The organism is Bacillus sp. RO1 (genome assembly GCF_012524115.1).
Lineage (GTDB): Bacteria > Bacillota > Bacilli > Bacillales > Bacillaceae_I > Sutcliffiella_A.
The window spans coordinates 1-25,401 of the sequence record NZ_JAAZWB010000089.1 but is presented as its reverse complement, the minus strand read 5'-3'; the positions used below and the strand labels follow the sequence as shown (position 1 = coordinate 25,401).

At 39.8% G+C, this 25,401-nt stretch carries 24 protein-coding genes; 6 read left to right on the top strand and 18 right to left on the bottom strand.

Annotation, left to right across the window (positions count from 1 at the left end):
* Nucleotides 1-615: 615 nt before the first annotated feature.
* The 6 genes from HC179_RS18860 to HC179_RS18835 all read right to left on the bottom strand — a co-directional run bounded on the left by HC179_RS18860 (nt 616) and on the right by HC179_RS18835 (nt 7,508).
* Nucleotides 616-1,620 (bottom strand): LLM class flavin-dependent oxidoreductase, encoded by a 1,005-nt coding sequence (locus tag HC179_RS18860; protein WP_168865882.1) that lies wholly within the window; start codon nt 1,618-1,620, stop codon nt 616-618.
* A 16-nt stretch (nt 1,621-1,636) separates the two neighbouring features.
* Nucleotides 1,637-2,806 carry a M20 family metallopeptidase gene (locus HC179_RS18855; protein WP_168865747.1) on the bottom strand — a complete coding sequence of 390 codons (1,170 nt, stop codon included), beginning with the start codon at nt 2,804-2,806 and terminating at the stop codon, nt 1,637-1,639.
* 126 nt (nt 2,807-2,932) lie between these two features.
* Entirely contained in the window at nt 2,933-4,156 is a 1,224-nt protein-coding gene (locus HC179_RS18850; protein WP_168865746.1) for an NADH:flavin oxidoreductase/NADH oxidase family protein, read from the bottom strand.
* 86 nt (nt 4,157-4,242) lie between these two features.
* Complete coding sequence (locus tag HC179_RS18845; RefSeq protein ID WP_010199532.1) at nt 4,243-4,335, bottom strand: YjcZ family sporulation protein; 93 nt, start codon at nt 4,333-4,335, stop codon at nt 4,243-4,245.
* A gap of 103 nt (nt 4,336-4,438) precedes the next feature.
* Nucleotides 4,439-5,668, bottom strand: coding sequence for an aminopeptidase (locus HC179_RS18840; protein WP_168865745.1), 1,230 nt, complete (start codon nt 5,666-5,668; stop codon nt 4,439-4,441).
* 562 nt (nt 5,669-6,230) lie between these two features.
* The gene (locus tag HC179_RS18835; protein WP_168865744.1) at nt 6,231-7,508 is read right to left on the bottom strand and encodes a hypothetical protein; all 1,278 of its coding nucleotides are present in this window, start codon (nt 7,506-7,508) and stop codon (nt 6,231-6,233) included.
* A gap of 189 nt (nt 7,509-7,697) precedes the next feature.
* Here HC179_RS18835 and HC179_RS18830 point away from each other — a divergent pair, with 189 nt between their 5' ends.
* On the top strand, nt 7,698-8,453 hold the full coding sequence (locus tag HC179_RS18830) for a helix-turn-helix domain-containing protein (RefSeq protein WP_168865743.1): 756 nt from the start codon (nt 7,698-7,700) through the stop codon (nt 8,451-8,453).
* Between the two features lie 22 nt (nt 8,454-8,475).
* Here the strand turns inward: HC179_RS18830 and dat are convergent, their stop codons facing one another.
* The 3 genes from dat to HC179_RS18815 form a co-directional block, all read right to left on the bottom strand.
* The gene (gene dat / locus HC179_RS18825; RefSeq protein WP_168865742.1) at nt 8,476-9,336 is read right to left on the bottom strand and encodes a D-amino-acid transaminase; all 861 of its coding nucleotides are present in this window, start codon (nt 9,334-9,336) and stop codon (nt 8,476-8,478) included.
* A 21-nt stretch (nt 9,337-9,357) separates the two neighbouring features.
* Nucleotides 9,358-10,122 (bottom strand): exodeoxyribonuclease III, encoded by a 765-nt coding sequence (locus HC179_RS18820; protein WP_168865741.1) that lies wholly within the window; start codon nt 10,120-10,122, stop codon nt 9,358-9,360.
* A 93-nt stretch (nt 10,123-10,215) separates the two neighbouring features.
* Nucleotides 10,216-11,130, bottom strand: a complete 915-nt coding sequence (locus tag HC179_RS18815; RefSeq protein ID WP_346775162.1) for a DUF899 family protein — start codon at nt 11,128-11,130, stop codon at nt 10,216-10,218.
* Between the two features lie 100 nt (nt 11,131-11,230).
* Between HC179_RS18815 and HC179_RS18810 the strand changes: the two genes are divergently transcribed.
* On the top strand, nt 11,231-11,518 hold the full coding sequence (locus HC179_RS18810; protein WP_168865739.1) for a hypothetical protein: 288 nt from the start codon (nt 11,231-11,233) through the stop codon (nt 11,516-11,518).
* A gap of 321 nt (nt 11,519-11,839) precedes the next feature.
* On the top strand, nt 11,840-12,178 hold the full coding sequence (locus HC179_RS18805; RefSeq protein ID WP_168865738.1) for a hypothetical protein: 339 nt from the start codon (nt 11,840-11,842) through the stop codon (nt 12,176-12,178).
* Nucleotides 12,179-12,875: 697 nt separating this feature from the next.
* Here HC179_RS18805 and HC179_RS18800 read toward each other — a convergent pair.
* The 5 genes from HC179_RS18800 to HC179_RS18780 all read right to left on the bottom strand — a co-directional run bounded on the left by HC179_RS18800 (nt 12,876) and on the right by HC179_RS18780 (nt 17,377).
* Nucleotides 12,876-13,190 carry a ferredoxin family protein gene (locus HC179_RS18800; protein WP_047968712.1) on the bottom strand — a complete coding sequence of 105 codons (315 nt, stop codon included), beginning with the start codon at nt 13,188-13,190 and terminating at the stop codon, nt 12,876-12,878.
* Nucleotides 13,172-14,467 carry an FAD-dependent oxidoreductase gene (locus HC179_RS18795; RefSeq protein WP_088018292.1) on the bottom strand — a complete coding sequence of 432 codons (1,296 nt, stop codon included), beginning with the start codon at nt 14,465-14,467 and terminating at the stop codon, nt 13,172-13,174. Before HC179_RS18795 ends, HC179_RS18800 begins: the two co-directional genes overlap by 19 nt.
* Nucleotides 14,467-15,489 carry an FAD-binding protein gene (locus HC179_RS18790; protein ID WP_168865737.1) on the bottom strand — a complete coding sequence of 341 codons (1,023 nt, stop codon included), beginning with the start codon at nt 15,487-15,489 and terminating at the stop codon, nt 14,467-14,469. The genes HC179_RS18795 and HC179_RS18790 overlap by 1 nt, the downstream gene beginning before the upstream one ends.
* On the bottom strand, nt 15,486-16,316 hold the full coding sequence (locus HC179_RS18785; protein ID WP_168865736.1) for an electron transfer flavoprotein subunit beta/FixA family protein: 831 nt from the start codon (nt 16,314-16,316) through the stop codon (nt 15,486-15,488). The genes HC179_RS18790 and HC179_RS18785 overlap by 4 nt, the downstream gene beginning before the upstream one ends.
* A gap of 182 nt (nt 16,317-16,498) precedes the next feature.
* A complete protein-coding gene (locus HC179_RS18780) occupies nt 16,499-17,377 on the bottom strand; it encodes a LysR family transcriptional regulator (protein WP_168865735.1) in 879 nt (292 codons plus the stop codon).
* A gap of 108 nt (nt 17,378-17,485) precedes the next feature.
* On the opposite strand from HC179_RS18780, the gene HC179_RS18775 reads away from it, so the two are divergent.
* Entirely contained in the window at nt 17,486-18,574 is a 1,089-nt protein-coding gene (locus tag HC179_RS18775; RefSeq protein ID WP_168865734.1) for a citrate/2-methylcitrate synthase, read from the top strand.
* Nucleotides 18,575-19,248: 674 nt separating this feature from the next.
* Here HC179_RS18775 and HC179_RS18770 read toward each other — a convergent pair.
* Both HC179_RS18770 and HC179_RS18765 read right to left on the bottom strand, forming a co-directional pair.
* Nucleotides 19,249-19,962: a DsbA family oxidoreductase gene (locus HC179_RS18770; RefSeq protein ID WP_168865733.1), complete on the bottom strand. Its 714-nt coding sequence runs from the start codon at nt 19,960-19,962 to the stop codon at nt 19,249-19,251.
* 108 nt (nt 19,963-20,070) lie between these two features.
* A complete protein-coding gene (locus HC179_RS18765; RefSeq protein ID WP_168865732.1) occupies nt 20,071-22,260 on the bottom strand; it encodes a DEAD/DEAH box helicase in 2,190 nt (729 codons plus the stop codon).
* A 151-nt stretch (nt 22,261-22,411) separates the two neighbouring features.
* On the opposite strand from HC179_RS18765, the gene HC179_RS18760 reads away from it, so the two are divergent.
* On the top strand, nt 22,412-22,582 hold the full coding sequence (locus HC179_RS18760; RefSeq protein ID WP_168865731.1) for a hypothetical protein: 171 nt from the start codon (nt 22,412-22,414) through the stop codon (nt 22,580-22,582).
* A gap of 128 nt (nt 22,583-22,710) precedes the next feature.
* Nucleotides 22,711-23,025, top strand: coding sequence for a hypothetical protein (locus HC179_RS18755; protein ID WP_168865730.1), 315 nt, complete (start codon nt 22,711-22,713; stop codon nt 23,023-23,025).
* A 56-nt stretch (nt 23,026-23,081) separates the two neighbouring features.
* Here HC179_RS18755 and HC179_RS18750 read toward each other — a convergent pair whose 3' ends face one another.
* Complete coding sequence (locus HC179_RS18750) at nt 23,082-23,942, bottom strand: YhjD/YihY/BrkB family envelope integrity protein (protein WP_168865729.1); 861 nt, start codon at nt 23,940-23,942, stop codon at nt 23,082-23,084.
* Nucleotides 23,943-23,963: 21 nt separating this feature from the next.
* Nucleotides 23,964-24,797, bottom strand: a complete 834-nt coding sequence (locus HC179_RS18745) for a dimethylarginine dimethylaminohydrolase family protein (RefSeq protein WP_168865881.1) — start codon at nt 24,795-24,797, stop codon at nt 23,964-23,966.
* Nucleotides 24,798-25,401 lie beyond the last annotated feature (604 nt).

Below are 25,401 nucleotides of genomic sequence, written 5' to 3'. Positions count from 1 at the left end.
TATTGGTTAAAGGAAAAAGATTCATCTGTTTCTTGGAATAACCAGCTAAACCTTCATGAAGACCTCAGGGAAACAGTTTCTGGTAGAGTGAAGTTTTCATAAGCGGGATGAAGACCTCAGGGAAGCAGTTTCTGGTAGAGTGAAGTCCTCATAAGCGGGATGAAGACCTCAGGGTAGCAGTTTCTGGTAGAGTGAGGTCCTCATAAGCGGGATGAAGACCTCAGGGAAACAGTTTCTGGTAGAGTGAGGTCCTCATAAGCGGGATGAAGACCTCAGGGAAGCAGTTTCTGGTAGAGTGAAGTCCTCATAAGCGGGATGAATACCTCAGGGAAACAGTTTCTAGTAGAGAGAAGTCCTCTTAAGCGGGATGAAGACCTCAGGGAAGTAACTTTCAGTTGAGAGAAGTCCTCATAAGCGGGATGAAGACCTCAAGGAAGCAATTTTCAGCTGAGAGAAGTCCTCAATAGCTGTATGAAGACCTCTGCTTTTGAGATTTTAGTAAAAAGAGGTCTTCATTCCAAACTTTATAAGCTACCGCTAATACTGATCTTGGTTCCCAATAACAAAAACAAAACCCCTACTCAAAAAGTAGAGGTCAAAAGTAAATATACTGCTTTATTGTCCAAACCAAGTATCTGCAAGGATTTGATAAGATTTCAACCTTGCCTGCTGATCATATACATGAGTATTCACTATAAGTTCGTCTGCTTGTGTTTCTTCAAGTATTGCGGAAAGCTTTTTCCTAACTGTTTCTGCATTTCCTGTAACGGTATATTTCAACTGTTGTGCTACCACCTGTTTCTCATACTCACTCCAAAGGGAGTCCATATCTTCCACTGGTGGCTTCAGCTGGCCTGGATTTCCACGGATTAAATTTAGGAATTGTTGCTGAATGGAGGTCGCTAAATATTCAGCTTCCTCATCACTATCAGCAGCAATTACGTTAACCCCAATCATGGCATACGGCTTCTCTAAGTGCTCAGATGGTTTGAAGGAACTGCGATAAATTTGAAGTGCAGGCAACGTATAGTCTGGTGAAAAATGACTGGCAAATGCAAATGGCAGTCCTTGTTCTGCAGAAAGCTTTGCGCTGAATCCGCTTGAGCCTAGCAACCAAATTGGAACATCCAGTCCTTCTCCAGGTACTGCTTTTACTCTGGTGGTTCCATCAGGATGAAAATAGGAACGTAATTCCGCTAACTGGTTAGGAAAATCTTCTCCTCCTGTTCTGCGTTCTCTCCTAAGTGCCGCCGCAGTCAGCTGGTCACTTCCTGGTGCCCGGCCGAGTCCAAGGTCAATTCTTCCAGGATATAAGGATTCTAACGTCCCAAACTGTTCTGCAATGACAAGCGGGGCATGATTAGGCAGCATAATGCCGCCGGAACCAACTCTTATGGATTTTGTTGCCCCAGCTATATGCCCAATCACGACAGAAGTTGCAGAGCTCGCGATTCCCCTCATATTATGGTGCTCGGCAAGCCAATAACGGGTATATCCTAGACTTTCCACATGCTGTGCAAGTTCTACACTATTCTGAAAAGATGTTTGAGCAGTACTTCCCTCTACAATTGGGGCCAGATCCAAGACAGATAATGGTACCTGGTTATTTCTTACGGTCATCATATATTCTCCTTTCTTACTTTGGAGCCTTCTCGAACTCTTCTTTTATCTTCGTTAATAGCTCTTGTTTGATTAAGAGTTCGCATGCGGTTAATGCCATTGCTTTAGCTCCAAGAATCATTGCCTCTTTTCCTTGCTCACTCAATGCCGCGTCACGGAATTCAGTGGTATGACAACTATATAACTCATTACAAATTTTAATGTACGGATGAATGGACGGAACTACTAGACTTACATTTCCCATATCTAGTGAACCAGATCCGTCTCTATTTTCAATAACCTCTCTAGATGACACTCCTAGCGATAATAGCTGTTCGGTAAAGACATCGGACAGTGCTTCATTGGTAACCATATTGTCGTAGGATAATTCATAATTGGATACTTTAACGGAAGCCCCGGTCATCATCGCTGCGCCTTCCGCTATGGATTTTACTTTTCCAACCAATTCATTCACATAACTGCGAGTTTTGGCACGAACGTAAAATTGAGCGACAGCATAATCTGGCACCACGTTGGCAGCTTTTCCGCCTTCAGGAATGATCCCATGAATTCGTGTATCACTTGTAACATGTTGTCTAAGTGCATTAATACCGTTAAAAGTTTGAATTACAGCATCCAATGCATTGATTCCTTTTTCAGGGTTTGCCGCTGCATGGGCAGGCTTCCCAAAGAACTCAAATTGGATAGCATCCATCGCAAGCGAGGACCCACTCTTCACATAGGAATGCAGTGGATGAACCATCATGGCAACATCCAATTTATCAAAAACACCCTGCTCAGCCATTGTCACCTTGCCGCCTTTGGTCTCTTCGGCAGGCGTACCATAAACAATAACTTTACCTCCAGTATCTTGTAATACTTTACTTGTGGCAATGCCGGCTGCGATACCCATCGTGCCTATTAGATTATGGCCGCAAGCATGTCCAATCTCAGGTAGGGCGTCATATTCACACATAAAACCGATAGTCGGACCCGGTTTCCCACTGTCAAAAACAGCCTCAAAAGCAGTTTGCAGCCCACAAATCCCCAATTGAACATCAAATCCGTGTTCTGAAAGTTTATCAGAAAGAACTTTAGCTGATTTAAATTCCTCATGTCCAAGTTCAGGGTTTTCACCTATATATATACTAATCTCAAAGAAATCATTTTTATGCGAATCAAGGAAATCTATTATGATCTGCTTCATTTATTAATCCCCTTTGGTCAATTATTTAGTGAATGGAAATATAGTAACATGAAGTTTCTTCAAATAATAATTATTTGCCTCCAAAAAGCAAAGGGAGCTCTACACTTAATAGAAGCTCCCTCTTCCTTATACTCTTCTCATTTGAAAAACATCTAAACCATTTTTCCATAGTGTCTGCAGTAGAGCCACCTTTGGAGAAAGTTCTGGTTTTGGTTCCTTGCCCTTTCCAATACGCTCTAACTGATTACTATACCAGGTCAATTCTAGCATAGCGGTTTGATCCACTAGTTTAATTCCTGTCTTTCTTGGTAATAGTTCAATAGATTCCCTTTTCCCTTGTAGTAGTTCCTTAGGAAGGTAAGGATAAACTGCCATTGGACGAGCTAATCCCACCATGGATGTTGCTTCTTCAATTACTGCATCCTTCATTCCGCTTAACGTTCTGAATCCTCCTGTTACAACAAGTGGTGCTTTGGTTACCTTCCTAGCTTCTGTTGCAAATTCAAGAAAGTACGCTTCCCTTCTTTTTGTGCTCTCTTTTACATTCATCCCTGTCATTTGTGGACTTTCATAGGATCCTCCTGAAATTTCAATCAAGTCTATTCCCAGTTGGTCCAATGTCTGAATAACCTGTAATGCTTCGTCCTCAGAAAATCCGGCCTTCATAAAATCTGCAGAATTAAGTTTAACTCCGATCGGAAAAGAGTTACCGACTTGTTCTCGAACCTCTTTATAGATTTCCAACAGAAATCTCATTCGGTTTTCGAGCGAACCTCCCCATTGGTCTGTCCGTTTATTATGTCTGGGTGATAAAAACTGACTGATGAGATAACCATGGGCACCATGAAGCTGAACACCCGTAAATCCTGCTCTTTTGGCAATTTTTGCAGTATTAGCAAACCGTTGGATAATGTTAATTATTTCCTCTTCATGCAGCTCCCTCGCCACAGGGAAGTAGCGTTGAAGTTTTGAATCAAATTCTACTTTGGACGGGGCAACAGCTTCTTTTACGATTCCTTTAAATACTTGTTTCCCCGGATGATTGATTTGCATCCAAAGGTGAGTTCCATTCATTGTTCCCGCCTTTGCCCAACTCTTTAACAAATCTAACTCTTTTTCATTTTCAACAACAACGTTTCGAGGTTCACCGAGGGCACGTTTGTCGACCATGACATTGCCTGTCACAACAATGCCTGCTTCACTTTCTGCCCAAGTTTCATATAGACGAACCAGTTTTTGTGTGGGTCTATTGTGTTCGTCTGCCATCCCTTCGCTCATTGCTGCTTTAAAAAATCTGTTTTTAATTTCAACCCCATTTGGCAGCAACAACTTGTCATGTAACTGTGCCATTCTTTTACCTCCCCTACCCTTGTCCTAACATGGATATGAAAAAAATGGTTGGAAGAACACTCCAACCATTCACTCTATTTGTTAAATTAGTATCTTAACGCACCAGCACCTGCGATAATCAAGATAATGAAAAGCACTACAATCAGTGCAAAGCCTCCACCATAGTTTCCACCTGACATACAATTCCCTCCTTCACGTAGAGTACAATACAATTTATGCATGATACTTGTCCTACGTATAGGCTTTGGAATGTTTTTTAGGCAAGGAATGTTCTATAGTGGTTTATGCCCAATTACCTTGGCGGAATAAAGGTACGCTTTCACCGTCCTTAGTAATACCGTCAATATCCATGTCACTTGAACCAATCATGAAATCAACATGGGTAATGCTTGAATTCGCTCCAGCTGCTTCAAGTTCTTCTTCTGACATCTGTTTTCCGCCTTCAAGTGCGAAAGAATACGCATTTCCAATCGCCAAATGATGCGAAGCATTTTCATCAAATAATGTGTTATAGAAAATGAGATTTGTATTGGAAATTGGAGAATCATGTGGCACAAGTGCAACTTCACCTAAATAGTGTGATCCCTCATCTGTTTCAATCAATTTTTGAAGTGTTTCATAGCCTTCTTCCGCTTCAAATGAGACGATTCTTCCGTTTTCAAAAGTGATGGAAAAATTATCAATCATGTTTCCACCGTAGTTCAATGGCTTGGAACTTCTCACTGTACCATTGACTCCTGTTTTAAGTGGAGTGGTAAAGACCTCCTCGGTTGGCATGTTGGCTATGAAGGCTACACCGTTTTCGTTAATGCTTTCCGGTCCTATCCATACATGTTTCTCAGCTAAATCAATTGTCAAATCTGTACCTTCAGCTTTATAGTGTAGTGATTTAAACTTTTTGTTATTTAGGAATTCCACTTTCTCACTAAGTTTTTCTTTGTGTTCCATCCACGCTTTGACAGGATCCTCAAGATTTGCTCTTGTTGCGTGGAAAATAGCTTCCCACAATTTTTCTTCCTGTTCTTGCTCTGTCATATCTGGGAATACTTTTGCGGACCAGCCTTTAGATGGAACCGCAACAATAGACCAGCTAATTTTATCAGCCATGACCATTTTACGATAGCCTTTGGTTGCTTCACCTGCTGCCTTTTGTAAGTTTGCAATTTTTGAAGCATCCACCCCTTTTAACAAATCTGGGTTTACAGACGTGATAGCAAGCATTGCAGCTCCTTCTTCGTATGCCTTCTCAAACATTTCCGCTCTCCAGCTAGGGAAATACTCAAAGGACTCGTCTGGAGCTTCATCATAACGGATTCTAGTCACCTGCTCATCGGTCCATTCAATCTGAACCAGTTTTGCTCCTGCTTCATATGCTTTTTTTGTAACGAGTCTAACGAAAGGTGCTGTAGCGATGTCAGCGTTTACAATTAGGGTTTGGCCTTTTTGTACATTAACGCCAACTTTTACGGCAAGCTCTGCGTATTTTTCCATGTTTGTGTGAAGATTACTCAATATGTATACCCCCTAAGAATTTTCCTATGTTCCCAAAAAATATCATGTTCCCATTGATTTGTCTAGTTTTCTAGTGGAAAAAAGGCAGTAACCATAGTTGGTCCTGCCTAAAAGTTGCATTTACTGTTGATCTCCGTTTCAGGTGCTTCGCTTACCGCGGACGGTACCGGAGCCTCCCTTCGTTAGAGGCCACTGAGTCTTTGATATTGGATGTTGTATAAACGCCGCTGTTGATTTACGCAAATGGCTTCGCTTTCCTAGGGGCTGACGTGAGCCTCCTCGGAAAGCCAGCGGGGTCTCCACCTAGCGCTATCTAGCGCTATCTCCCTCAGGAGTCTCCGCCTTTTGCTCCAATCACCAGCTAAGAATCATTAACAACTTTAGGTTATCAGTTTTTCTGTGGCCTTCTTTGTTGCGGGGTCTCTCCTGTCCCTTCCTCCCGCAGGACAAGGAAAGCTACGACAGCGCTCCATCGTACGAATAAAATGCGTTAGCATTTTTGAGGAGTCTTCGCACCTTACACTACAATCAACATGGAAATTCAACAACATAAATCCTTCTATTACTTTTTCAAAACCCCACTGACTCTCGGGAGGTTTCTACTGAAAAGTGACATGCCGTGTTTGAATGCTGCTAAGCCATACAGCATGCTGCTCCAGTCAATTAGGGTTACTTTTGTTGGATACCAGCGGTTTGGTTGCTCAAGATGCCACCAGGAAATGCGGTGTAATCCGAATTTGTAAGCCGCTTTAAATTTTTCTTCGTCCTCATTATCCTCTGGGTTAGAGTAGACATCATATGGAATGTGAAGGGAATATTGTGCGTACAGGTCATAGATTCCTGCAGGATATACAGGCAGGTAACCACCAATAATGTAGGAAGATGCAATATTGTGAGGCGCATCGTTAATACGGTCAGCATGATATCCGCCGAATAGCCCGTCATTCGGACCTGCACCATACCCCCAGATATAAGATGGTACATCCTCAAGCTCTTTCCATTTCATCCTGTCAGCCAGACAAGCATTCTTATAGAATTCCAGGTAGGTTGTACTTTCTGCATATTCTGGAACTAAGTAATAAGGAAACTGGTGAACGAAGGATGATAAAAACGCACCGGGATGGTCGTTTAGAACGGCTAGTCCACGAAACTCTTCTTGTGGAAGCTCCCTTATTTTATCTTCTGCAAAATTGTTTAACCATAGTGCCTGAATGTTCTCATCATGAGGTTTCCCTAGTAGAGCAAGGTAGGATACCATAACATATTCGTTATAGGCCGGTAGCGGGGCAATTCCTTCTCCGTTCTTGGCTATCATGTTAATGACGCCTTTATCTTGGTCTGCAACTACGATACTCCAATCGATAGAGTAAAGCAGTTTTTCAGCCATTTCCAAAATTCGGGGCTCTTTTTTCGCGAAATGATTTCCTGCAAATAATGCACCAGTTAGGAGAAGGGTCGTATCTATAGTAGAAAACTCCGAATCCAGGTTTTCTCCTGTTTCCATATCGACGAAGTGGGCAAAGAAACCAGATTTTTCATCTCTGGCAACGTGGCATCCCTCTATTTCCCCACATACCCCTTGCAAGGTTTTTAGTGCCTTTGAAGCTGCATGATCATCCCAGTCTTCTACATCTGCTATAGCAAGGCTGATTAGACCGACACCTGTGGCCGCAATGGAACAGCGGAAATCCGGATTTGCTCCAAGGGTCATATATCCATCTGCATATAGTCCTGTACGTTGATTACGTGAAGCTTCAAATAATGCATAGGAATCATGAAATTGACGATCAAAAAACTTTTTCACTTTAGTTGGTAGATTTTTATATTCGTTGGTTGGCATCTCATTTTGCCCCTTTCATCCCGTTATTTGGAAGAAGTTTGTATATTTCATTCTTTTGTTTTTTTTATGTAATCGATTTCTTTGCTGAAAATGTTATTATTATCATATAAAATATATTGTTCTTTGAAAATAGACAAAACTATACTAGTTGGACAATTCATCATTTTATAATAGAACGGAGAGAGTATAATGTCCATTATTCATGGGGTTTTCTACGACATTTCCCCACATTGGGACGTGGAGAAAGCTAAAGGTCTAGACACCCTTGTTTATGTTACAGAAGGAAAAGTTCATTACCAAGTGGAAGATCGGGTTATGCAATTGACGAAAGGAGATCTTTTATTCATTCCTTCTACTTACAATAGGTCGTGGAAAAATGACAAAGACGAAGGACATCGTAAATATACCGTCGTTTTTGAGAAAAGTGAGTCACCTTATCAAAATTTTGTAGCAAGTGAGATTGTTTCATTTAAACCACGAAAGTCTATTTATTATGAACAACGGCTGACTTTTTTAAATGAGCAGTGGCTGAGTAAGAGGGTTTATTATGAGGAATTGTCTCAAAATATTTTATTGGAACTATTAATCATGATTGCTCAGGAGAGAGCAGAGTGGCATACTTCTCCTGTAAAAGTATCTTCAGTACGTGATATGCAAGAATATATTCTTCAGCATTATCGCCATAATATTACCATAGAAGAGTTGGCAGCTTTAATTGGGGTGACACCGAATTATGTAACAGTCTTGTTTAAAGAGGTAATAGGTATCACCCCTATCCAATACCTTCACCAGACACGAATTAATAATGCTTGGAATTTAATTAGTACAACGAAGATGACGATTAAGGAAATCGCGGAGCATTTAGGTTACTGTGATCAGTCGTATTTCAATCGGATGTTTAAGAAATGGATGGGTATACCTCCTTCTCAAGTCAAGAAATCTTAAGAAAAAGCATAGAGAGTGGACTCTATGCTTTTTCTGTGATTGTTTTTGTTTCGGATTTGACTGCTTCGCGGAAAGCTGTTTGGAATTTGCGTGTAAATGGGCCAGGCTTTGCTTGTGAAAATGTGACGCCATCAACTTTGATGATTGGCATGACTTCGCTTGTAGTAGAAGTAAGGAATACCTCATCTGCCTCCATGAGATCCTTTTTTTGGAATGGTTGAATTTTGTAGTCCCAACCATTGGTATCCATTATTTCTAACAGTTTCGTTCTAGTAATCCCGTTTAAAATCAAGTTATTGGCTGGATGTGTCTGAAGAATTCCATCTTTGACGATGAAAATATTAGAAGATGAACCTTCTGTAACTATCCCGTTTCTAATAAGAATCGTCTCAAATGCCCCCGCCTCGCTTGCTTTCTGCTTGACCATAATATTGTAGAGCAGGTTAAGGCTTTTGATGTCGCATCGAAGCCAACGCAAGTCTTCATCAGTTATGGCTTCCACTCCATTTTTCTGCGCATCCTCCACACTTTTATAAGAAAGGGGATATGCAACCAGTTGGGGAGTTAATGTTTGATCATAATGGTGTGATCTGTTAGATACTCCTCTTGAAATTTGAAGGTAGAGTCCTCCCTTAGTCATGTTATTGGCTTTTATAAGTTCCATTAACCTGTCACAAAGCTGTTCTGGTTGCTCAGTTAGTTGAATACCGATTTCCTTAGCACTTCTATACAACCTTGCAATATGTTCTTTTAGGGTAAAAGGAACTCCTTCGTATATATTAACAACCTCATACACACCATCCCCAAACTGATAGCCTCTGTCTTCAATGTCCACTTTTGCTTCATTTCTTTCCATAATCGTATCATTGAGCAATACTTTCATTTATTAATACCTCCAGATGTGTTATTTATTTAGAATGAGTACAACAGGGCAATGGTCGCTTCCCAAAATATCAGAGTGTATTTCAGCGCCCTTCAATGAATCCTTTACCTTATCGGAAACGATGAAATAATCAATGCGCCAACCGATATTTCTCTCACGGACCTTATTCATATACGACCACCATGTGTATTTATCAGTGGTTTCAGGATAAAAATGGCGGAATGTATCAGTAAATCCTTCTCCTAGCAATCTAGTCATCTTTCCTCTTTCTTCTTCTGTAAATCCAGAGTTGTTGCGATTAGATTTTGGATTCTTTAAGTCCTTTTCAGTGTGCGCTACATTCAGGTCGCCGCATACAATGACGGGCTTCTCTTGATCTAGCATTTTTATGTATGCTAAGAAGCGGTCCTCCCAATCCAGTCTGAATGAAAGTCTGGCCAAATCTCGCTGAGAGTTTGGGGTGTACACGTTCAATAAGAAAAAATTCTCATATTCAAGTGTAAGTACCCTTCCTTCCGGTTCGCACTCTTCGGCTTTTTCCAAATCCAATCCATAGCGCACTTGCAGTGGTTTCACCTTAGTAAAAACAGCTGTGCCTGAATATCCTTTTTTGATTGCATAGTTCCAATATTGATAATACCCTGGCGTATCTAAGTCGATTTGCCCTTCTTGAAGTTTGGTTTCCTGTATGCAGAAAATATCCGCATCCATCTCACTAAAGTAATCCATGAATCCTTTTTTAACACAAGCTCTAATTCCATTCACATTCCAAGATACTAATTTCATAGGCGTACGTAATTCCCTTCTAAACTATTACTATATTTAGCCCAGTATATCAAAAAGAACCGCTTTTCAAAATGAAAAGCGATCCTAAGTTCATTACACTTGAAATAGATGGAATTTTAATCCGTAAGGGTCCCTTACCATTATACTCTTCTCGCTAAACTCCTTCGTAACGATGCATTTATTTGCGCTTAAGACTCTCTTTGCATCTTCAATGTTATCAACAGCGAATTCGAAAAATACAGATTGATCATCCCCCTTATTATGATTCTCTATGTATAAATTGGTGCCATTCATTGAAAATAGTGTTTCAGCATCTGTACTTTTTTCGGGTTTCATCCCAAGTATTTGGTGATAAAATTCAATAGCATTCTCATAATCCTTCACTTGTATTGCTATGTTATTCGTCAACTGATAAGGGGAACGGTCATTGATTTTCTTACTTGGTTTATAATCTTCATATCCGGAAGGAAGTAGGTCGAACAATGGCCATACCGAACAAAAATCATCTCCCGGTCCAAAAAACGCGCTTGAATGACGGTATATACCTCCATTATCATCTTTTGTAAAAACGGTAACACCAGGATAATAACCACCATTCACCACAAATCCCATGTCTTCTTTAAAAGTTGTGTCTTTTGTAGATACTACCGGGAAGATCCAACTTCTCTCTGCTGCGAAATTCTCTTGTATTTCTGGTGTATCTGGGGTCGATACGACAAACGCAGCCTTCCTGCGGATATGATGGTATACACTATTAAAACCATCTGCCCACATAGTGCAATAGGAACAGCTTTTCCCCATATTGTGGACCACAAATAATTCATTTTTATCTTCGAATAACTCTTCCAGGCTTACCCTCCCATTTTGAGAAGATGAGAAAACATAATTATCGACTTTCTCTTTTTCTATGTTGCGTTTCAATTCTGCTAACTGCTTTTTCTTTTCAAGAATTTCCTTTTCGAGCTGTTGAATTTCTGTTAACTTTTCCGTTTGGTTCAATATGCCCACTCCTTTTTTTGAAGAAATTTGTCAAAAACATACACTGTTCTTTACCTTGTGAATCATTTAAGATATTAAATAATATAAATGTTTCGTAGGGAGGGATGGAATGCATTTACTAAGAATAGTTTCATTGTTTGTTATTTTCTTAATGGCTTTCCTTATTAATCTGGATCATTCCACTCCCAATAGTATTCTAGCTATCTATGAGAAATCCTTTTATTTGGAGTTTGAGAATGCCCCTTTGGTTGAAAATCCTGATGACGAGGGCATTATTGGAATAGTATGTAACAGTGATTTCTATAAAAACAACTTCATCTCCCTTATTCAGGAACAAACAGGCGTCAAATTAACCTTCCATCTTGTGACTGTTTTTTACCAGGGGAGTTATATTTGATATACGATGATTTGCCTCATTCTTATTTTAAAAAATAATGAAGGAGGAATGTAATCATGTTATGGGTTCGAATCATAGCCATCAGCTTTTTTTCGTTTACATCCATTAGTCTCTTATTATTTCAAGGAATTGAATTTGTGAAAGCATTTAGTGATTTCTTTCACCATAGATAAATGATTAGAAAAGGCCAGGTTCCATTGGGACCCGGCCTTTTGTATGAAATAATATTTAATTTTCTAAAAACACAAAATATTTTAAGTGTACCTTCATATAATAATACAACTACTACTTACCCACATTTCATGTAAAGGAGAGATGTTTATGAGAGAAGCTCCTAATTTTGGAGAATTTTACCCAAAGTCTTTGGTTCCGATTAATAAGGATGATCTTGTAATTTTTCTAGAAAAAGTGACGAACTTTGAATGCAGTGAGAATTACAGCCATTGGTTGATTGCCCTTGAAGGAAGAGCAATGGGGACTGGAGAAGATTATTACCATTGGCAAGTAGTTGTGTTCCCAGCTGAAATTGGTGGGGGTTTTGACTATAAGCATCCACTATATGTTTCTAGCTTTTTCTTATCCATTGATGAAGCCATAGATTATACCTCTGAAGTGGAACGGATTGCTAGTGACGGGCAGCTTTATACGATTGCAGGCTAGTCGTCAAAATAAATGTAAAAAAAGAAAAACGCCATGTTTTTCTTTTTGCAAAGGCTTGTGAAAGAATATACATATGATGCCCCTAGGTTCCCTCTTTAAAAACCCACTCTAAAATGAACAAAATCGCTAGCGCGAGGAAAAATTCCACCCCAATTTTATAATTTCCGCATAGCTTTGAAAAAATGACTTGACCGTCTTCCCTTTGCGCTCACATTTGACTATTTCAATAAACCCCTTGTCACCAAGGGCTTCATATTACCGATGAGGACTTCTCTCCTCCTGTTTTCTCGTCACTGATGTCTTCATACCCCCGATGAGGACTTCTCTTCTCCTAATTTCTCGTCACTGATGTCTTCATACCCCCTATGAGGACTTCTCTCCTCCTGTTTTCTCGTCAATGATGTCTTCATACGCCCGATGAGGACCTCTCTTCTCCTAATTTCTCGTCACTGATGTCTTCATACCCCCGAAGAGGACCTCTCTCCTACTAATTTCTCGTCACTAATGTCTTCATACGCCCGATGAGGACCTCTCTTCTCCTAATTTTTCTTCATTGAGGACCCCTCTATTCCCAAATCCTTGTCATCACCGAGGTGTTCATTCCGGCGTCAAGAATTACTCTAAAGACTATCGTCAATTTTATTATTTTATAATCTCCTAAAGAACAAAAAAAGCCCACCGCTAATGCGATAGACTCCTAAGCTAAACGGAATACGATTCCATGACCGCCTTTTGGATATTCCCATTTAATATTTTGATGGGGACAACCAATCCGGCAGCTTCCACACTCATGACAACCCTCGTAACCGACATGCATCCTAATATTTTCCCATTTGTAAATCTCTGCGGGACAAAAGATGGTACAGATTTTATCAGGGCATTTTGTTAAACAAATATCTTCATCCATTACCGTCAAATGAGATTTGGTGTCAGCATTAAAGCGAACCAGGTATTGTTTTTCTTCGATAGACTGACCCTTCTTCTGTTCACTCATTACTTCATCACCTTCCATGCCCGGTATGCGTCTCGGGCTAGTTTGAGTTTCTCTTTTGGTGATCCGAGATCCTTCCAGATCTTTTTCTGTTTCTCCCACTTGGACTTACCATCAACTGTAAACATCTGGCTGGCTGCTCTGTTTACCATTGGGATGTACTGATCAAAGTATTGCGGAAACTTATTAAAGTGATGGGTGGAATCCTTGTATTTTTTCATATCCTGACCAACAAAGCTCTTCATGAGATTGACCCTGTATTGATCCAGCGTCCGTTCGGAAAAATCTCCAACTGACATGGCTTCTAGAATAGTGGATGCCGCCAACCTCCCTGAGGTCATGGCAAGGTTCGATCCTTCACGATGGATGGCATTCACGAGCTGTGCCGCGTCACCCACCACTAATACCCCGTCTGCCACGATACGGCCCATTGACTTTAGGCCACCTTCTGGAATCAAGTGAGCAAGGTATTCGACAGGTTCTCCGCCTGCAAGATAAGGTCGTACCATTGGATGTGTTTTCACATATTCCAACAGCTCATATGGTCTTATTTTATGCTCGATTAATCCGGATAGAAGTGTTCCGACCCCGATACTTAGAGTATCTTTATTTGTATATAGGAATCCTGTTCCGAGAATCCCTTTTGTGGCATCTCCCAAAAGCTCAATAGTACATCCCTGATTCTTTTCCAGATTGAAACGGTCCTCAATCACCTTACTGTCCAGCTTAATGATTTCCATCGTTGCAAGGGCGACTTCATCTGGCCGGTATTCCTTGTGAAAACCGAGCGATTTACCGAGCAAGGAGTTCACGCCATCTGCAAGGACCACTACATCTGCATAAACTTCACCGTCAGGCCTATCTGTCCTTACCCCCACCACTTTTCCATTTTCCACGATGCACTCCAGCACCACCGTTTCATTGACAAGTAATGCCCCTTGTTCCACCGCTTTTCCTGCAAACCATTGATCAAACTTCGCCCTTAGGACGGTGAAATTATTATAAGGTTCCTGTGCCCACTCCAGACCTTTATAGCCGAATGTAACAGCGGATTCCTTGTCCATCATCATAAAACGCTGTTCAACAATGGGCCTTTCAAGCGGGGCCTCTTTATGAAAATCAGGAATAATATCTTCCATCATCTTTCTGTATAACACTCCGCCCATTACATTTTTAGACCCTGGGTATTCCCCTCTTTCCAACAAAAGAACATTCGCACCGCCCTTAGCAAGTTCATATGCACAAGAGATACCCGCTGGACCTGCACCAACCACGATACAATCAAACTTTTCTGGCATTAAACCTCTACCTCCTCTCCATGTAAAGCCTTATGGAATTCCTTTACAAGCAATGGTACTATTTCAAACGCATCTCCGACGATTCCATAATGGCAGGAGTTAAAAATGGCCGCATCCGGGTCTTTATTAATGGCGATAATCATTCCTGAATTTTTCATTCCCACAATATGCTGGATGGCCCCTGAGATACCGATGGCAAAATAAATCTTAGGTGTTACCGTGACCCCTGTCTGCCCGACCTGATGATGGTGCTCGACCCAGCCTGCTTCGACTACATCCCGGCTTGCGCCAACCACTCCTCCAAGCGTTTTTGCCAGTTGATGGACAATACCAAATCCTTGTTCACTTCCAAGACCTTTTCCGCCAGCAACGACTATATCCGCTTCATCGATTCTTATCTTTTTGGTGGTTTCCCTGACAATCTTTAATACTTTTGTACGCATATCGTCTTCTTTAATATCAATTTTCTCTGCAATTAACTTGCCCGCACGACCCTTCTGAGGTTGGAGCGCTTTCATTACTTTCGGACGGACAGTAGCCATTTGCGGACGGTACTTTTTACAGAGGATGGTCGCCATGATATTCCCACCGAATGCCGGGCGACTTGCCAAAAGTAATCCCGTATCTTCTTCTACATCCAGTTCGGTTGTGTCAGCAGTTAAGCCTGTTGGAAGATCTGTCGCAACAGCACTAGCAAGGTCTTTACCAGTTGAAGTGGCCCCGTATAGAATAATCTCCGGTTTGTACTTTTCACTGCAATGTAGTAGTGCTTTCATAAAAGATTCCGTACGATACAATTGAAAGATCGGTTGATCATAAACATAAACCTTGTCTGCTCCATATTCAAAAATTGTATCTGCAAGTCCTGTGACAGTATCACCAATGATGATTCCAGCAAGCTCCACTCCTCGTTTGTCTGCAAGCGTTCGCCCGGCGCCAAGCAGTTCCAAGGAAACCGGTGCAATCTTCCCTTCATTTTCTTCAATGAAAACCCAGACCCCGCTATAATCCTCAAAACTCACTTTAATCCCCTCATTTCTGCAAACAACTCTTTCTTTTCCAACACTACGGAAAGCAACTGTTGTACCTGTTCGTCTGAATTGCCCTCAAGTAGCTTTCCACCCTCTGGTTTAGGGGGAGCCCAAACTTTTGCAACAATGGTTGGAGAGCCCTTTAACCCTAACTGTTTCCGGTCAATATCCTCCAGGTCATTGACAGACCAAATAATAGGTTGATATCGGGCAGCCTTTAGCATGTTAGGAAAGGAAGAATAAGGAACCTCGTTAATCTCTTTTTCTACCGAAAGCAAACAAGGTAATGATGTTTGTACAACCTCATATCCATCCTCTAGTTTTCTATGAACCACCATATAGCCATCCTCTTTTTGGATTTCAACAACTTTATTCACAGAAGTCAATGGCGGTATATCAAGACGCCGGGCAATACCAGGCCCTACTTGTCCTGTATCACCATCAATGGTCATTTTTCCACAGATAATCAAATCGATCGGCTTGATTTCGCTAATCTTATTGATTGCCTTTGTCAGTGCATAACTGGTTGCTAAGGTGTCCGCTCCGGCAAAAGCCCTGTCTGAAATCATGTATCCCTCGTCGGCCCCAATTTCGATGCATTTCCTAATAGCTTTTACTGCTGGTGGTGGTCCCATTGTGACGACCGATACGGTTCCTCCATATTTGTTTTTCAGGCGTACAGCCTCTTCTACCGCGTGGGCATCGTAAGGATTTAATATCGCTGGGGCACTTGCACGGTCCATCGTATTCGTTTTTGGATTCATCTTAATTACTTTTGTATCTGGTACTTGCTTTATACAGGCAACAATGTGAAGCAAATCTATTCCCTCCTGCCCTTTATCTATTTTGTGATGTATAGTAATGTATATTCGTCCCACTACTATTACTATATAAATTAGATAGATAGAAAATACCGATTTTTATAGATTTGTTGACAAGCTTGGGCAAAAGAAAAAACATTACTCTTCTTTTGGGAGTAATGTTTTCATTTTGCTTACTACTAAATTCTGTATTTTGATAAGAATCTTAAAAACTCATTTTGTAACGAATGCTCATATTTCATCAGTGCATATGCTTTTGCATCTGGTAGATTTATCGACTGGCAATCTACTTCAAGAAGCCTCCCTTCTAAAAGTTCACGCCTCACAGTGGATTTAGGTAAAATGGACACCCCTAACCCCTCTATAATGAACCGCTTAGTAATATGAGTTTGAGACACTTTCATCATTTTTGCAAGGGGATACTTGGCCTTAATTTGCTGAGATAGTTCGTCCCAATACCCAGGGTGATTATGAGTCAATAAGGTATGGTGGCCAAAGATCTCCTCTTCTTCGAGTGGAGATCCTGTCTCCAAATCAAAGCCATCGTGAGGCACAACCAAAACTAGGGGATCATCATATAAGGAGTGGCATTTCAGGTCTGTTTTTCTGTTAGGCAGACATGATAAACCGATATCGACTTCCTCCAATTCTACAGCATGTTCAATTTTAATTGATTCTATAATTTTAACGGATATTTCTATTGTAGGATGAGACTGAATAAATTGTTTAAGCACAAAAGGCAAAATCGTATCTGCAATTAATGGCGAAATTCCTATTGTGAGTTGTGATGTGAACCCCTGCTGAATAGAATGCAACTCTGAAATTCCTTCTTCATAAAGAGCTAGTAACGTTTTTGCATGTTTTAAGTAACTTCTCCCTGCCTCAGTTAACATCACTCTTCTACCATCTCGAACAAACAGTTCAATCCCGACTTCCTTTTCCATTTGCTTGATATGTACAGTCACTGTCGGTTGTGAAATATACAATAATTCTGATGCTTTTCTGAAATTACTATGTTCTGCAGCAATTACAAATGTTTTTAACCAATTCAGCTCCATTGGATTCCCCCTGATTACCTTTTTTAATCAATATATTTTATTATCTTTAATTTTCATAATCAATTATATTTTATAAAATATAATTAACAAAAGAAAGGGTGATTATCAGTGGATGTACAAAGAGGTTTAAAAGGTGTAATTGCTACTCAAACAAGTATTGCCGAAGTGGATGGGACAAATGGCCGTTTAGTTTATCGTGGATTTGAGATTAGAGACATTTCAAATGGGTATTCTTTCGAGGAAATTGCTCATCTCTTATGGTTCGGAGAACTTCCTACTGCTCTACAGTTAGAAAATTTCAAGTCACTTTTTACATCATATAGGCGCCTCTCCCCAACGATGAAAAAAGTCTTATTTGCTCTTCCAGAAGATATGGATATGATGAGTATCATAAGAACAGTGATTTCCAGTGCGGGAGATCACTCTATGAAATGGAAACCTACAGTTGAAGATGCGATGAAACTGACAGCGGTTGTACCTACAATCATTGCTTGTAGAAAGAGAAATTTAGAAGGAAAAGAATTAATTCCTCCGCGTCTAGATTTAAGCCATGTTGAGAATTATTTGTATATGTTAAACGGAAGAGAAGCAAGCCCTGAGCATGTCCGTGCATTGGAGACGTATATGATACTGACAATGGAACACGGTATGAATGCATCAACTTTCTCCGCCAGAGTAACCGCTTCAACCGAAACGGACCTTGCATCTGCAGTGACTTCTGCAATCGGTACGATGAAAGGCCCCTTGCATGGTGGCGCTCCTTCTGAGGTAATATCTCTGTTGAACGAATTGAGTGAAGTAAAAGATAAAAAGTTACAATTGCGAGAAAAAATACTGGCTGGAGAAAAACTGATGGGATTTGGGCACCGAGTATATAAAACGCATGATCCCCGGTCTATTGCACTGAAGGAAACTTTATCTAGCCTTGTAGGAAGAGATAGATGGCTGGATTTAGCTTTAGAGGTAGAGAGTGCGGCTATAGATGTATTAGAAGAGTTTAAACCAGGAAGAGGACTCTATACAAATGTAGAATTTTATGCAGCAGCCATTATGAAAGCAATTAATTTGGATTCTTCCCTTTTTACGCCAACTTTTACAGCAAGTCGAATGGTCGGCTGGACCGCGCATGTTTTGGAACAGGCTGAAGATAATGTGATTTATCGGCCGTTGTCGAAGTATATAGGGAATTTTAGTTAAGCGGGCGCCTTATATAAAGGTGCTTTTTTAGTGGTGAATTTTTAGTCTTGTTAATTTCTAAAACTACAAACTTTCTCATGAATTAACGAGATGGTGGTAGGCTGCTGCATAATTTTTGTGTGTATTTATAAGTTAATTTAAGAAAAAACTATAGAAATTAGTGAATTTTAGGGTGTTTAAAACCGTTCGGTCAAATTCTACTCAAGTTCGGACATTTTTATGCTGTTTTGGAGGAGGGTTTGGACAATTGTACTTGGATGTTTGGACAAATATTTGAGGTGTTCGGTCATATGAAAAATTGGTTCGGTCAACTTTCTTGAATCTTCGGTCAAAAACCGAAAATCTTCGGTCAACTTCGTGAAAACTTTGGACAAAATCATAAAATCTTCGGACATTTCAATGTAACACCACCATCTCTCCCCTTATATGATTGATTATCTACAATATCGAGACACTAAGTTTACATAACAATATTATAATCTATTAAAATAGATAATGAAGACATATCCAACAATAAATTCAGCCTAGTAGTACCTTCATCTTGCATAATTAGTAGATTGATCCCCATCACTTCAAGAAAAACCAGAACCCCACAAAAAAGGTTCTGGCTGCTCCAAACTTAAATATCCATATTGCTTGAAAAGTGGGTCAAACTACCTGTCCCCCAAATCCAATCACTCACAACAATCATCAGAGCAATAGGATGTCTCACTTTTATTCTTAGATTCAAAATTCTGCAGTTTTGGCTTTTGGTTTTCTTCTTCCCAAACTTTAGCTAATGCTTCTGCAAAAACCTCCGGCGGTTGGGCGCCAGAGATGGCATACTTGCTGTTTAATACAAAGAATGGAACACCTTGTACACCAATTTCTCTTGCTTCTCTTTGGTCGAAACGGACATCCTTTTCAAAAGCATCTCCTGCTAAAACTTCTTCCACTTCCCCAGAGTCCAACCCTAGGCTTATCGCTAATTCTTTTAAATACCCTTTATCGCCAATATGTTTTGACTCTGTGAAGTGTGCTCTTAGTAAATGCTCGGTCATTTCTTTCGCTTTACCTTTTGTTTCGGCATATTTACCTAAACGATGAGCATCAAATGTATTTGTTGGGATAGAGTTATCAAAATTAAACTGCAAACCGACTTCAGCAGCTTGTTTTGCAACCCCTGCGCTCATTCTTTTCGCCTCTTCTACAGGCATACCATACTTTTTTGCAAGTATTTCATATATAGAGAATTCCGTATCACGCTTTGCATTTGGGTCTAATTCAAAGCTTTTATATTCAATTGTAACTTCATCTTTATGTGGGAAATCTTCCAATGCTTTTTCCAATCTTCGTTTTCCTATATAGCAGAAAGGACAAACATAATCTGACCAGATTTCTATTTTCATCGTTGCACCTCATTTCCTAAACTAGTATTTATTATCATACCATAATGTGTGAGAAACCTCTTTCAATAAGCCTTGGAGAGAAAGGGGAATCCTGGCCAAATGAACCTCTTAAATCCCAAACTGGTGAATAAGTTTCTGGCAAAGTGCCTCTGACTCCACCCTAACACTTACATAAGGTGGTTTCGTGTTGGTGGTTGCCTCTACAGGCACTCCAAGCCAAAGAATGCGGTTGTCGATTATGATAAAAGGAAACGTTACTTCCTTTGTGATAATGGATACCCTGTTCTTCCACTTAGTTAAGTAGGATCTCCACTCTTCGGGAAGCGCATTACTGTTTTGAATGCCTATTGTAATAGAATGAGCAGAACGTTTCATGTCCTCCATCACTCTATCCCACTTTCTAGCATGCATCCATTGGACCTTTGGATGCTGATGTTTAATCCAAGAACCTACTTGATGTGGCTGTACATGAAATTGCGACTCTTCCTGATAGTCTACCAATTTTCTGATAATCTTATTGTAAGAAACCTTCTTTTTAATGTATTGACTGTCACAAATGTGAATGAATTTTCCTTTTGACCTTGTGATGGCAACATTCAATAAACGTTCGCTTTCTTTACCAACTAACAACATCCCCGGCCTCTCTATAGGAAGGCTATCAACAGAATCGAATATGATAATATCCTGCTCACTTCCTTGAAAACGGTGGACCGTCGCGGTTACGATCTCGGCTGTTTCAAGTTCAAGTCCATAAATATCTTGCAGCAACACATCCATCCATTGAGCTTGAGCACGGTATGGTGAAATATAACCAATAGATCTTCCTCCCTCTATATATGCTTCATGAATGAGTTGAAACCCTTTGAGTAAATGCCATAAATTAATCCGGGACCTGCTGCTTTTGTCAGTAAAGGCATGCTCACCTGTATTGCACGTATCAAGCAAAATGGATGCTTGATCAGGGAATGGCCGCTGCCTGGCAATGAGCTGTCGATTTTTTATAACACTTGGATGGTCACCTACAAGAGAATGATAGATATATTTGTTTGTAAAAGCAGAGATATCTGGATGCATTCTCCGTTGTTCTTTTAATAGGAACAAATGAGGGTGTAAGCGAGAGGATTGAACATTTTCGGCTACTCCTGTTCGATGGAACACATCTTCTTTTAACCATTTTTCTACTAACTCATGTCTTCCTGAGGCGATAGGTGGGAGTTGCTTGAAATCTCCGCATATAATAATATGTTTGGCAAGTGATGCCGCAAAAGCTGTTTGCGGTACATATGCCATACTAGCTTCATCTACAATGACCACATCATATTCTGTATCATATATAGCCGGATCCATCGCCGCTTTGGCGAGAGTAGTTCCTATAATGGACGCATTCTCTAGAAAATCCATTTCTTTTTGCCTTATTTTTTCCAATACCCTTGCTATTTTCGTTTCAACCTTAAGCAATGATTCAGAATCCCTCTTACTAAAAGATTTGGATAAATCAAATTTTAGGAGCTTCCTCTGTTCCAACACATCATCTCTGTCTTTAGCAAGTAAAGGATCTCTGCTTTGAAGAAGCTGTGAGGTTGTAATAGCTGGAAGGTTTGTTAATATGTCACTGTTATGTGAACCATATCGAAGAACGTCACCTTCTCTATTGCGTTCCTGCTTGGAAAGAAAGATAGAAATCTCTCGCATCAAGACATCTACGGACTGATTACTGTGAGATAGTAGCAAGACTTTCTTCTTTTTAAAATATTTATTAGCAGCTACCCTTGCCAGCGTATAGGTTTTTCCTGTACCAGGAGGTCCCCATACGAACGTAACGGGATTATATTTGGATCGTAGAATCAATTCATGAACACTGCTTTTTATAATCTCGGTTGGATGTTTTGGTTTCATTTCCGGATGCATTAGTCTTTTAATACGGGCCCGCTTCTTTTTACTTTCTTTCAATTCATCCAATCGTTGGAAAAGTTGATCCAATAATTCCCAAGGATCATGAGATAGATACGCCTCTGTAAGGATGTCTCCAAGGGATTGTTCAAAATAAATAATGACATTCTTCCCTTCTGACGATAGAATCTTCCCTTCCGTTTTGATTCCCCCCCACTCCACTTTCACTAGTGAACCTACAGGAATTCTTACGGAAGTATAGGTTTCAAAGAAGTATGTAAAACCTTCATCGGTGGATATTAGGTGTCCATTATTTATTAGATATTTGGTGCTCCCAAATTTCTTTAAATGTTGTATTTCAGCTTGTAATGCTTTTTTCCATTCGTTAATATACTGAATCGTCTTCATTTATTATTTCCTCAACTCATCATTTTTTCATTCCCAAACTATATCATAAACCTCTCCAAATATTAAATTTTGATGATTAAGTGGGATTACTCCTTATTGTATGAGATAATGAAAGAATGATTAGAATTCCAAATGGAAAGAAGGAACATCAATGAAACAAAAAAACAAGTTCCAAGATAATGAAAAAGTCATTTTGAAAAGTACTGGCGAGGAAGTTACCATCTTAAAATTCAACTACGTCCCCAATTTAAAAAGATACTCCTACACCATAAAAGAAAACCCTAAAACCTTTTATTTCGAAGAAGAGATTAAACATAGCTAATAATAGTTAACTAAACTCGAGAAACCTGTAGCTCCTAGCTCAGGTTTCTTTTTGTGTTAAAAACTTATCATGTTTTTATCATCTATTGTGGGGTATTTAGTCTATATGTAATAAAAGGAGGGGAAAAATTGCTACTTGTATATTTGAGTATTGGAATTTTAGTAATATCGATCATTTTGCTTAGTATTGCCTTCATCTCATTTCGGAAAAAGACGAATCCCACTTTATCTTATATTAATACAGTGAGTGAACGTCTCCAGGAAGAAAACAACGCAATCCAAGAGCAGGTGAATCAATTAAAAAATAAACAAGAAGCCATCAAGAATGATCTGGATTGGAAGAAATCAGTCTTTTCCTTTACTGTCGCAGAATTAAAGAAACTTCCCAATTCATTTAAGAGTAGTTCAAAACAAAAACTTCATGAGTATGAACGCGGCATGTAAGCATTCATCAAACAAAAGCACCGTTACCCCCTCAAAGGAGAACGGTGCTTTTGTTATTAAAGTGCTGTGAATTTTTCATCGTGATACTTATTAGAGCTGGTAGTAATCCGATCTTTATGATAAATGGCATTTATTTCGCCTCCGATGACGAGGGCGAGTCCTGTCAAAAACAACCATAACATCAAAATAATTACCCCACCAAGACTCCCGTAGGTAGCGGAATAGTTTCCAAAATTACTAACATAAAACGAAAAGCCCAAGGATACAAGCTGCCAGATTACGGTGGCAACTATTGCACCGGGAAACAACTCTTTAAACGACTTGCTTATATCAGGAGCAATGCGATACAGGACCGCAATAATAGTAAAAATAACGAAAAACGCAATGATGAACCTAAGAATATTTAATATGATGGCTGTACTTCCTGGAATATAAATAAACGATTCCAACTGATTAATGATAATCCCACCAAAAACAGGGAGGAAAAATGCAATAAGGAAAGCAAAAATTAATCCGATAGTTAGCCCTATAGAGAGAAGCCTTACCAAATAAAAAGGCCTACTTTCTTCTACATTAAACGCTTCATTCATCGCGCTGATAAACGCGTTCATTCCGTTAGAAGCTGACCAAATTGTTCCAAGTACTCCGAAGGTCAGCAGTCCTCCATTAGGCTTATTGACGAATTCATTAATGTTTTCTTCAAAAACAGCAACAGTTTCGGGTGGCATCATGGTTTGTAAAAACTCTATTACTTTTTGCGGATCGATATTCAAATAAGGAATAATGGATAAAGCCAGCACTAACAAAGGAAATAATGATAGCATGTAATAATAAGCCTGTTCTGCTGCTAATCCTGTGGCGCGGTCTTTTTTCATTTCAAGACCCAATCTTTTCAAAAATTTAACGAGTCGCGACACTTTCACACCCACCTCTCAATTTCAGCCTCTGAGTAAAGGCAATGTACAACACCTGAACGAGCCACCGGACTTGATGATTTCAGAAATATCTACTTCGACTACGTCATAACCCCTGTTGCGGAGCTGCTCATTTACTTGTTTATTGCACGGAAGACTGAAAATCTTTTTACTTCCTATAGACAATACATTTGTTCCCATGGTGAATTGTTCTTCTTTAGATACTTCAATCAATTCATATCTTTTGGATAAAAAATTCAATTCTTCTTCTCTTAGTGCAGGAGAAAAAACTAGTGCCTCTGTCGGCGAAATAACATTAAATACACAGTCCAAATGGAGATATGATTTGTCTATCGGTATAGGTTTAACGGTATACTCAGAAAGAGATTCGCTAATATGTTTCAAAGTCCTCTTGCTTGTTCTGCCACTAATTCCAATGTACACGATATCACGGTCAATAATGATATCCCCGCCTTCTACACTGTAACCTGAGAAGGATGAATAGGATAATTGTTGTTCATCTAGCCACGATTTAAGGATATTTTCTTCACCTGATCTAATATTACTGCCCATATTCGCCACAAAAACGGTATCTCCAAGAGTAAACCCAATATCTCTAGTGAAAACCTGTTCTGGGTATTGCTCACTTGGAGGTAAACTATACACATCCACACCGTTTGCTAACATGGCTTGTACAAAATTGCGATGTTGCTTTGTTGCCAATGTTTCATCGATATTATCTTCCAAAAAATGTTTTTGTGTTTCATTAATCACTTCGGTAATGCTCATATGAGTTGGAGGACACACTATGACCTTTTGCAATTCTCCAAATTCATCTTTACATGTAGGTCTTATCATTTTATCCGTATAATCCAAATCAATTGTCACTTTGTAATCCTCCGATCAAATATATGTAGGTTGTTCTATGAATTCTATTCCCTAAACGGAGAATTAATTAAACATTTTAATACAAAAAAGCAGTTACCCTAGGGTAATTGCCAAAAAGGAATCAAGGTCTTAGATCCTTTGAAATATTCCGGGATCTTGCCTTTACGCTTCATCCTTTACTGATATGAGGAGGACCTCTCTTCTCCTTTATCCTCTTCCCTGAGGTCTTCATCACCACCATGAGGACCTCTCTTCTCCTCTTTCCTCGTCACAGCGGTCTTCATCACCACCATGAGGACCTCTCTTCTCCTTTATCCTCTTCCCTGAGGTCTTCATCACCACCATGAGGTCCTCTCTTCTCCTCTTTCCTCTTCCCTAAGGTCTTCATCACCACGATGAGGACCTCTCTTCTTCTTTTTTCTCGTCACAGAGGTCTTCATCACCACCATGATATGCTCCCTTTTAAGTAGACAGATTAAAAAACAAAAATCTGTTTCCGCGAAGGGGAGTATTTATAATGTCAAAAAAAGCAAACTCTTTCGATGTCAAAATCAATGTCATAAGGGCTTTGGAA

What these genes read in the sequence shown, in the direction of transcription:
- HC179_RS18860 (WP_168865882.1), bottom strand. Translation starts at nt 1,620, where the DNA reads ATGACCGTAAGAAATAACCAGGTACCATTATCTGTCTTGGATCTGGCC.
- HC179_RS18855 (WP_168865747.1), bottom strand. Translation starts at nt 2,806, where the DNA reads ATGAAGCAGATCATAATAGATTTCCTTGATTCGCATAAAAATGATTTC.
- HC179_RS18850 (WP_168865746.1), bottom strand. Translation starts at nt 4,156, where the DNA reads ATGGCACAGTTACATGACAAGTTGTTGCTGCCAAATGGGGTTGAAATT.
- HC179_RS18845 (WP_010199532.1), bottom strand. Translation starts at nt 4,335, where the DNA reads ATGTCAGGTGGAAACTATGGTGGAGGCTTTGCACTGATTGTAGTGCTT.
- HC179_RS18835 (WP_168865744.1), bottom strand. Translation starts at nt 7,508, where the DNA reads ATGCCAACCAACGAATATAAAAATCTACCAACTAAAGTGAAAAAGTTT.
- HC179_RS18830 (WP_168865743.1), top strand. Translation starts at nt 7,698, where the DNA reads ATGTCCATTATTCATGGGGTTTTCTACGACATTTCCCCACATTGGGAC.
- dat (WP_168865742.1), bottom strand. Translation starts at nt 9,336, where the DNA reads ATGAAAGTATTGCTCAATGATACGATTATGGAAAGAAATGAAGCAAAA.
- HC179_RS18820 (WP_168865741.1), bottom strand. Translation starts at nt 10,122, where the DNA reads ATGAAATTAGTATCTTGGAATGTGAATGGAATTAGAGCTTGTGTTAAA.
- HC179_RS18810 (WP_168865739.1), top strand. Translation starts at nt 11,231, where the DNA reads ATGCATTTACTAAGAATAGTTTCATTGTTTGTTATTTTCTTAATGGCT.
- HC179_RS18805 (WP_168865738.1), top strand. Translation starts at nt 11,840, where the DNA reads ATGAGAGAAGCTCCTAATTTTGGAGAATTTTACCCAAAGTCTTTGGTT.
- HC179_RS18800 (WP_047968712.1), bottom strand. Translation starts at nt 13,190, where the DNA reads ATGGAAGGTGATGAAGTAATGAGTGAACAGAAGAAGGGTCAGTCTATC.
- HC179_RS18795 (WP_088018292.1), bottom strand. Translation starts at nt 14,467, where the DNA reads ATGCCAGAAAAGTTTGATTGTATCGTGGTTGGTGCAGGTCCAGCGGGT.
- HC179_RS18780 (WP_168865735.1), bottom strand. Translation starts at nt 17,377, where the DNA reads ATGGAGCTGAATTGGTTAAAAACATTTGTAATTGCTGCAGAACATAGT.
- HC179_RS18770 (WP_168865733.1), bottom strand. Translation starts at nt 19,962, where the DNA reads ATGAAAATAGAAATCTGGTCAGATTATGTTTGTCCTTTCTGCTATATA.
- HC179_RS18765 (WP_168865732.1), bottom strand. Translation starts at nt 22,260, where the DNA reads ATGAAGACGATTCAGTATATTAACGAATGGAAAAAAGCATTACAAGCT.
- HC179_RS18760 (WP_168865731.1), top strand. Translation starts at nt 22,412, where the DNA reads ATGAAACAAAAAAACAAGTTCCAAGATAATGAAAAAGTCATTTTGAAA.
- HC179_RS18745 (WP_168865881.1), bottom strand. Translation starts at nt 24,797, where the DNA reads ATGATAAGACCTACATGTAAAGATGAATTTGGAGAATTGCAAAAGGTC.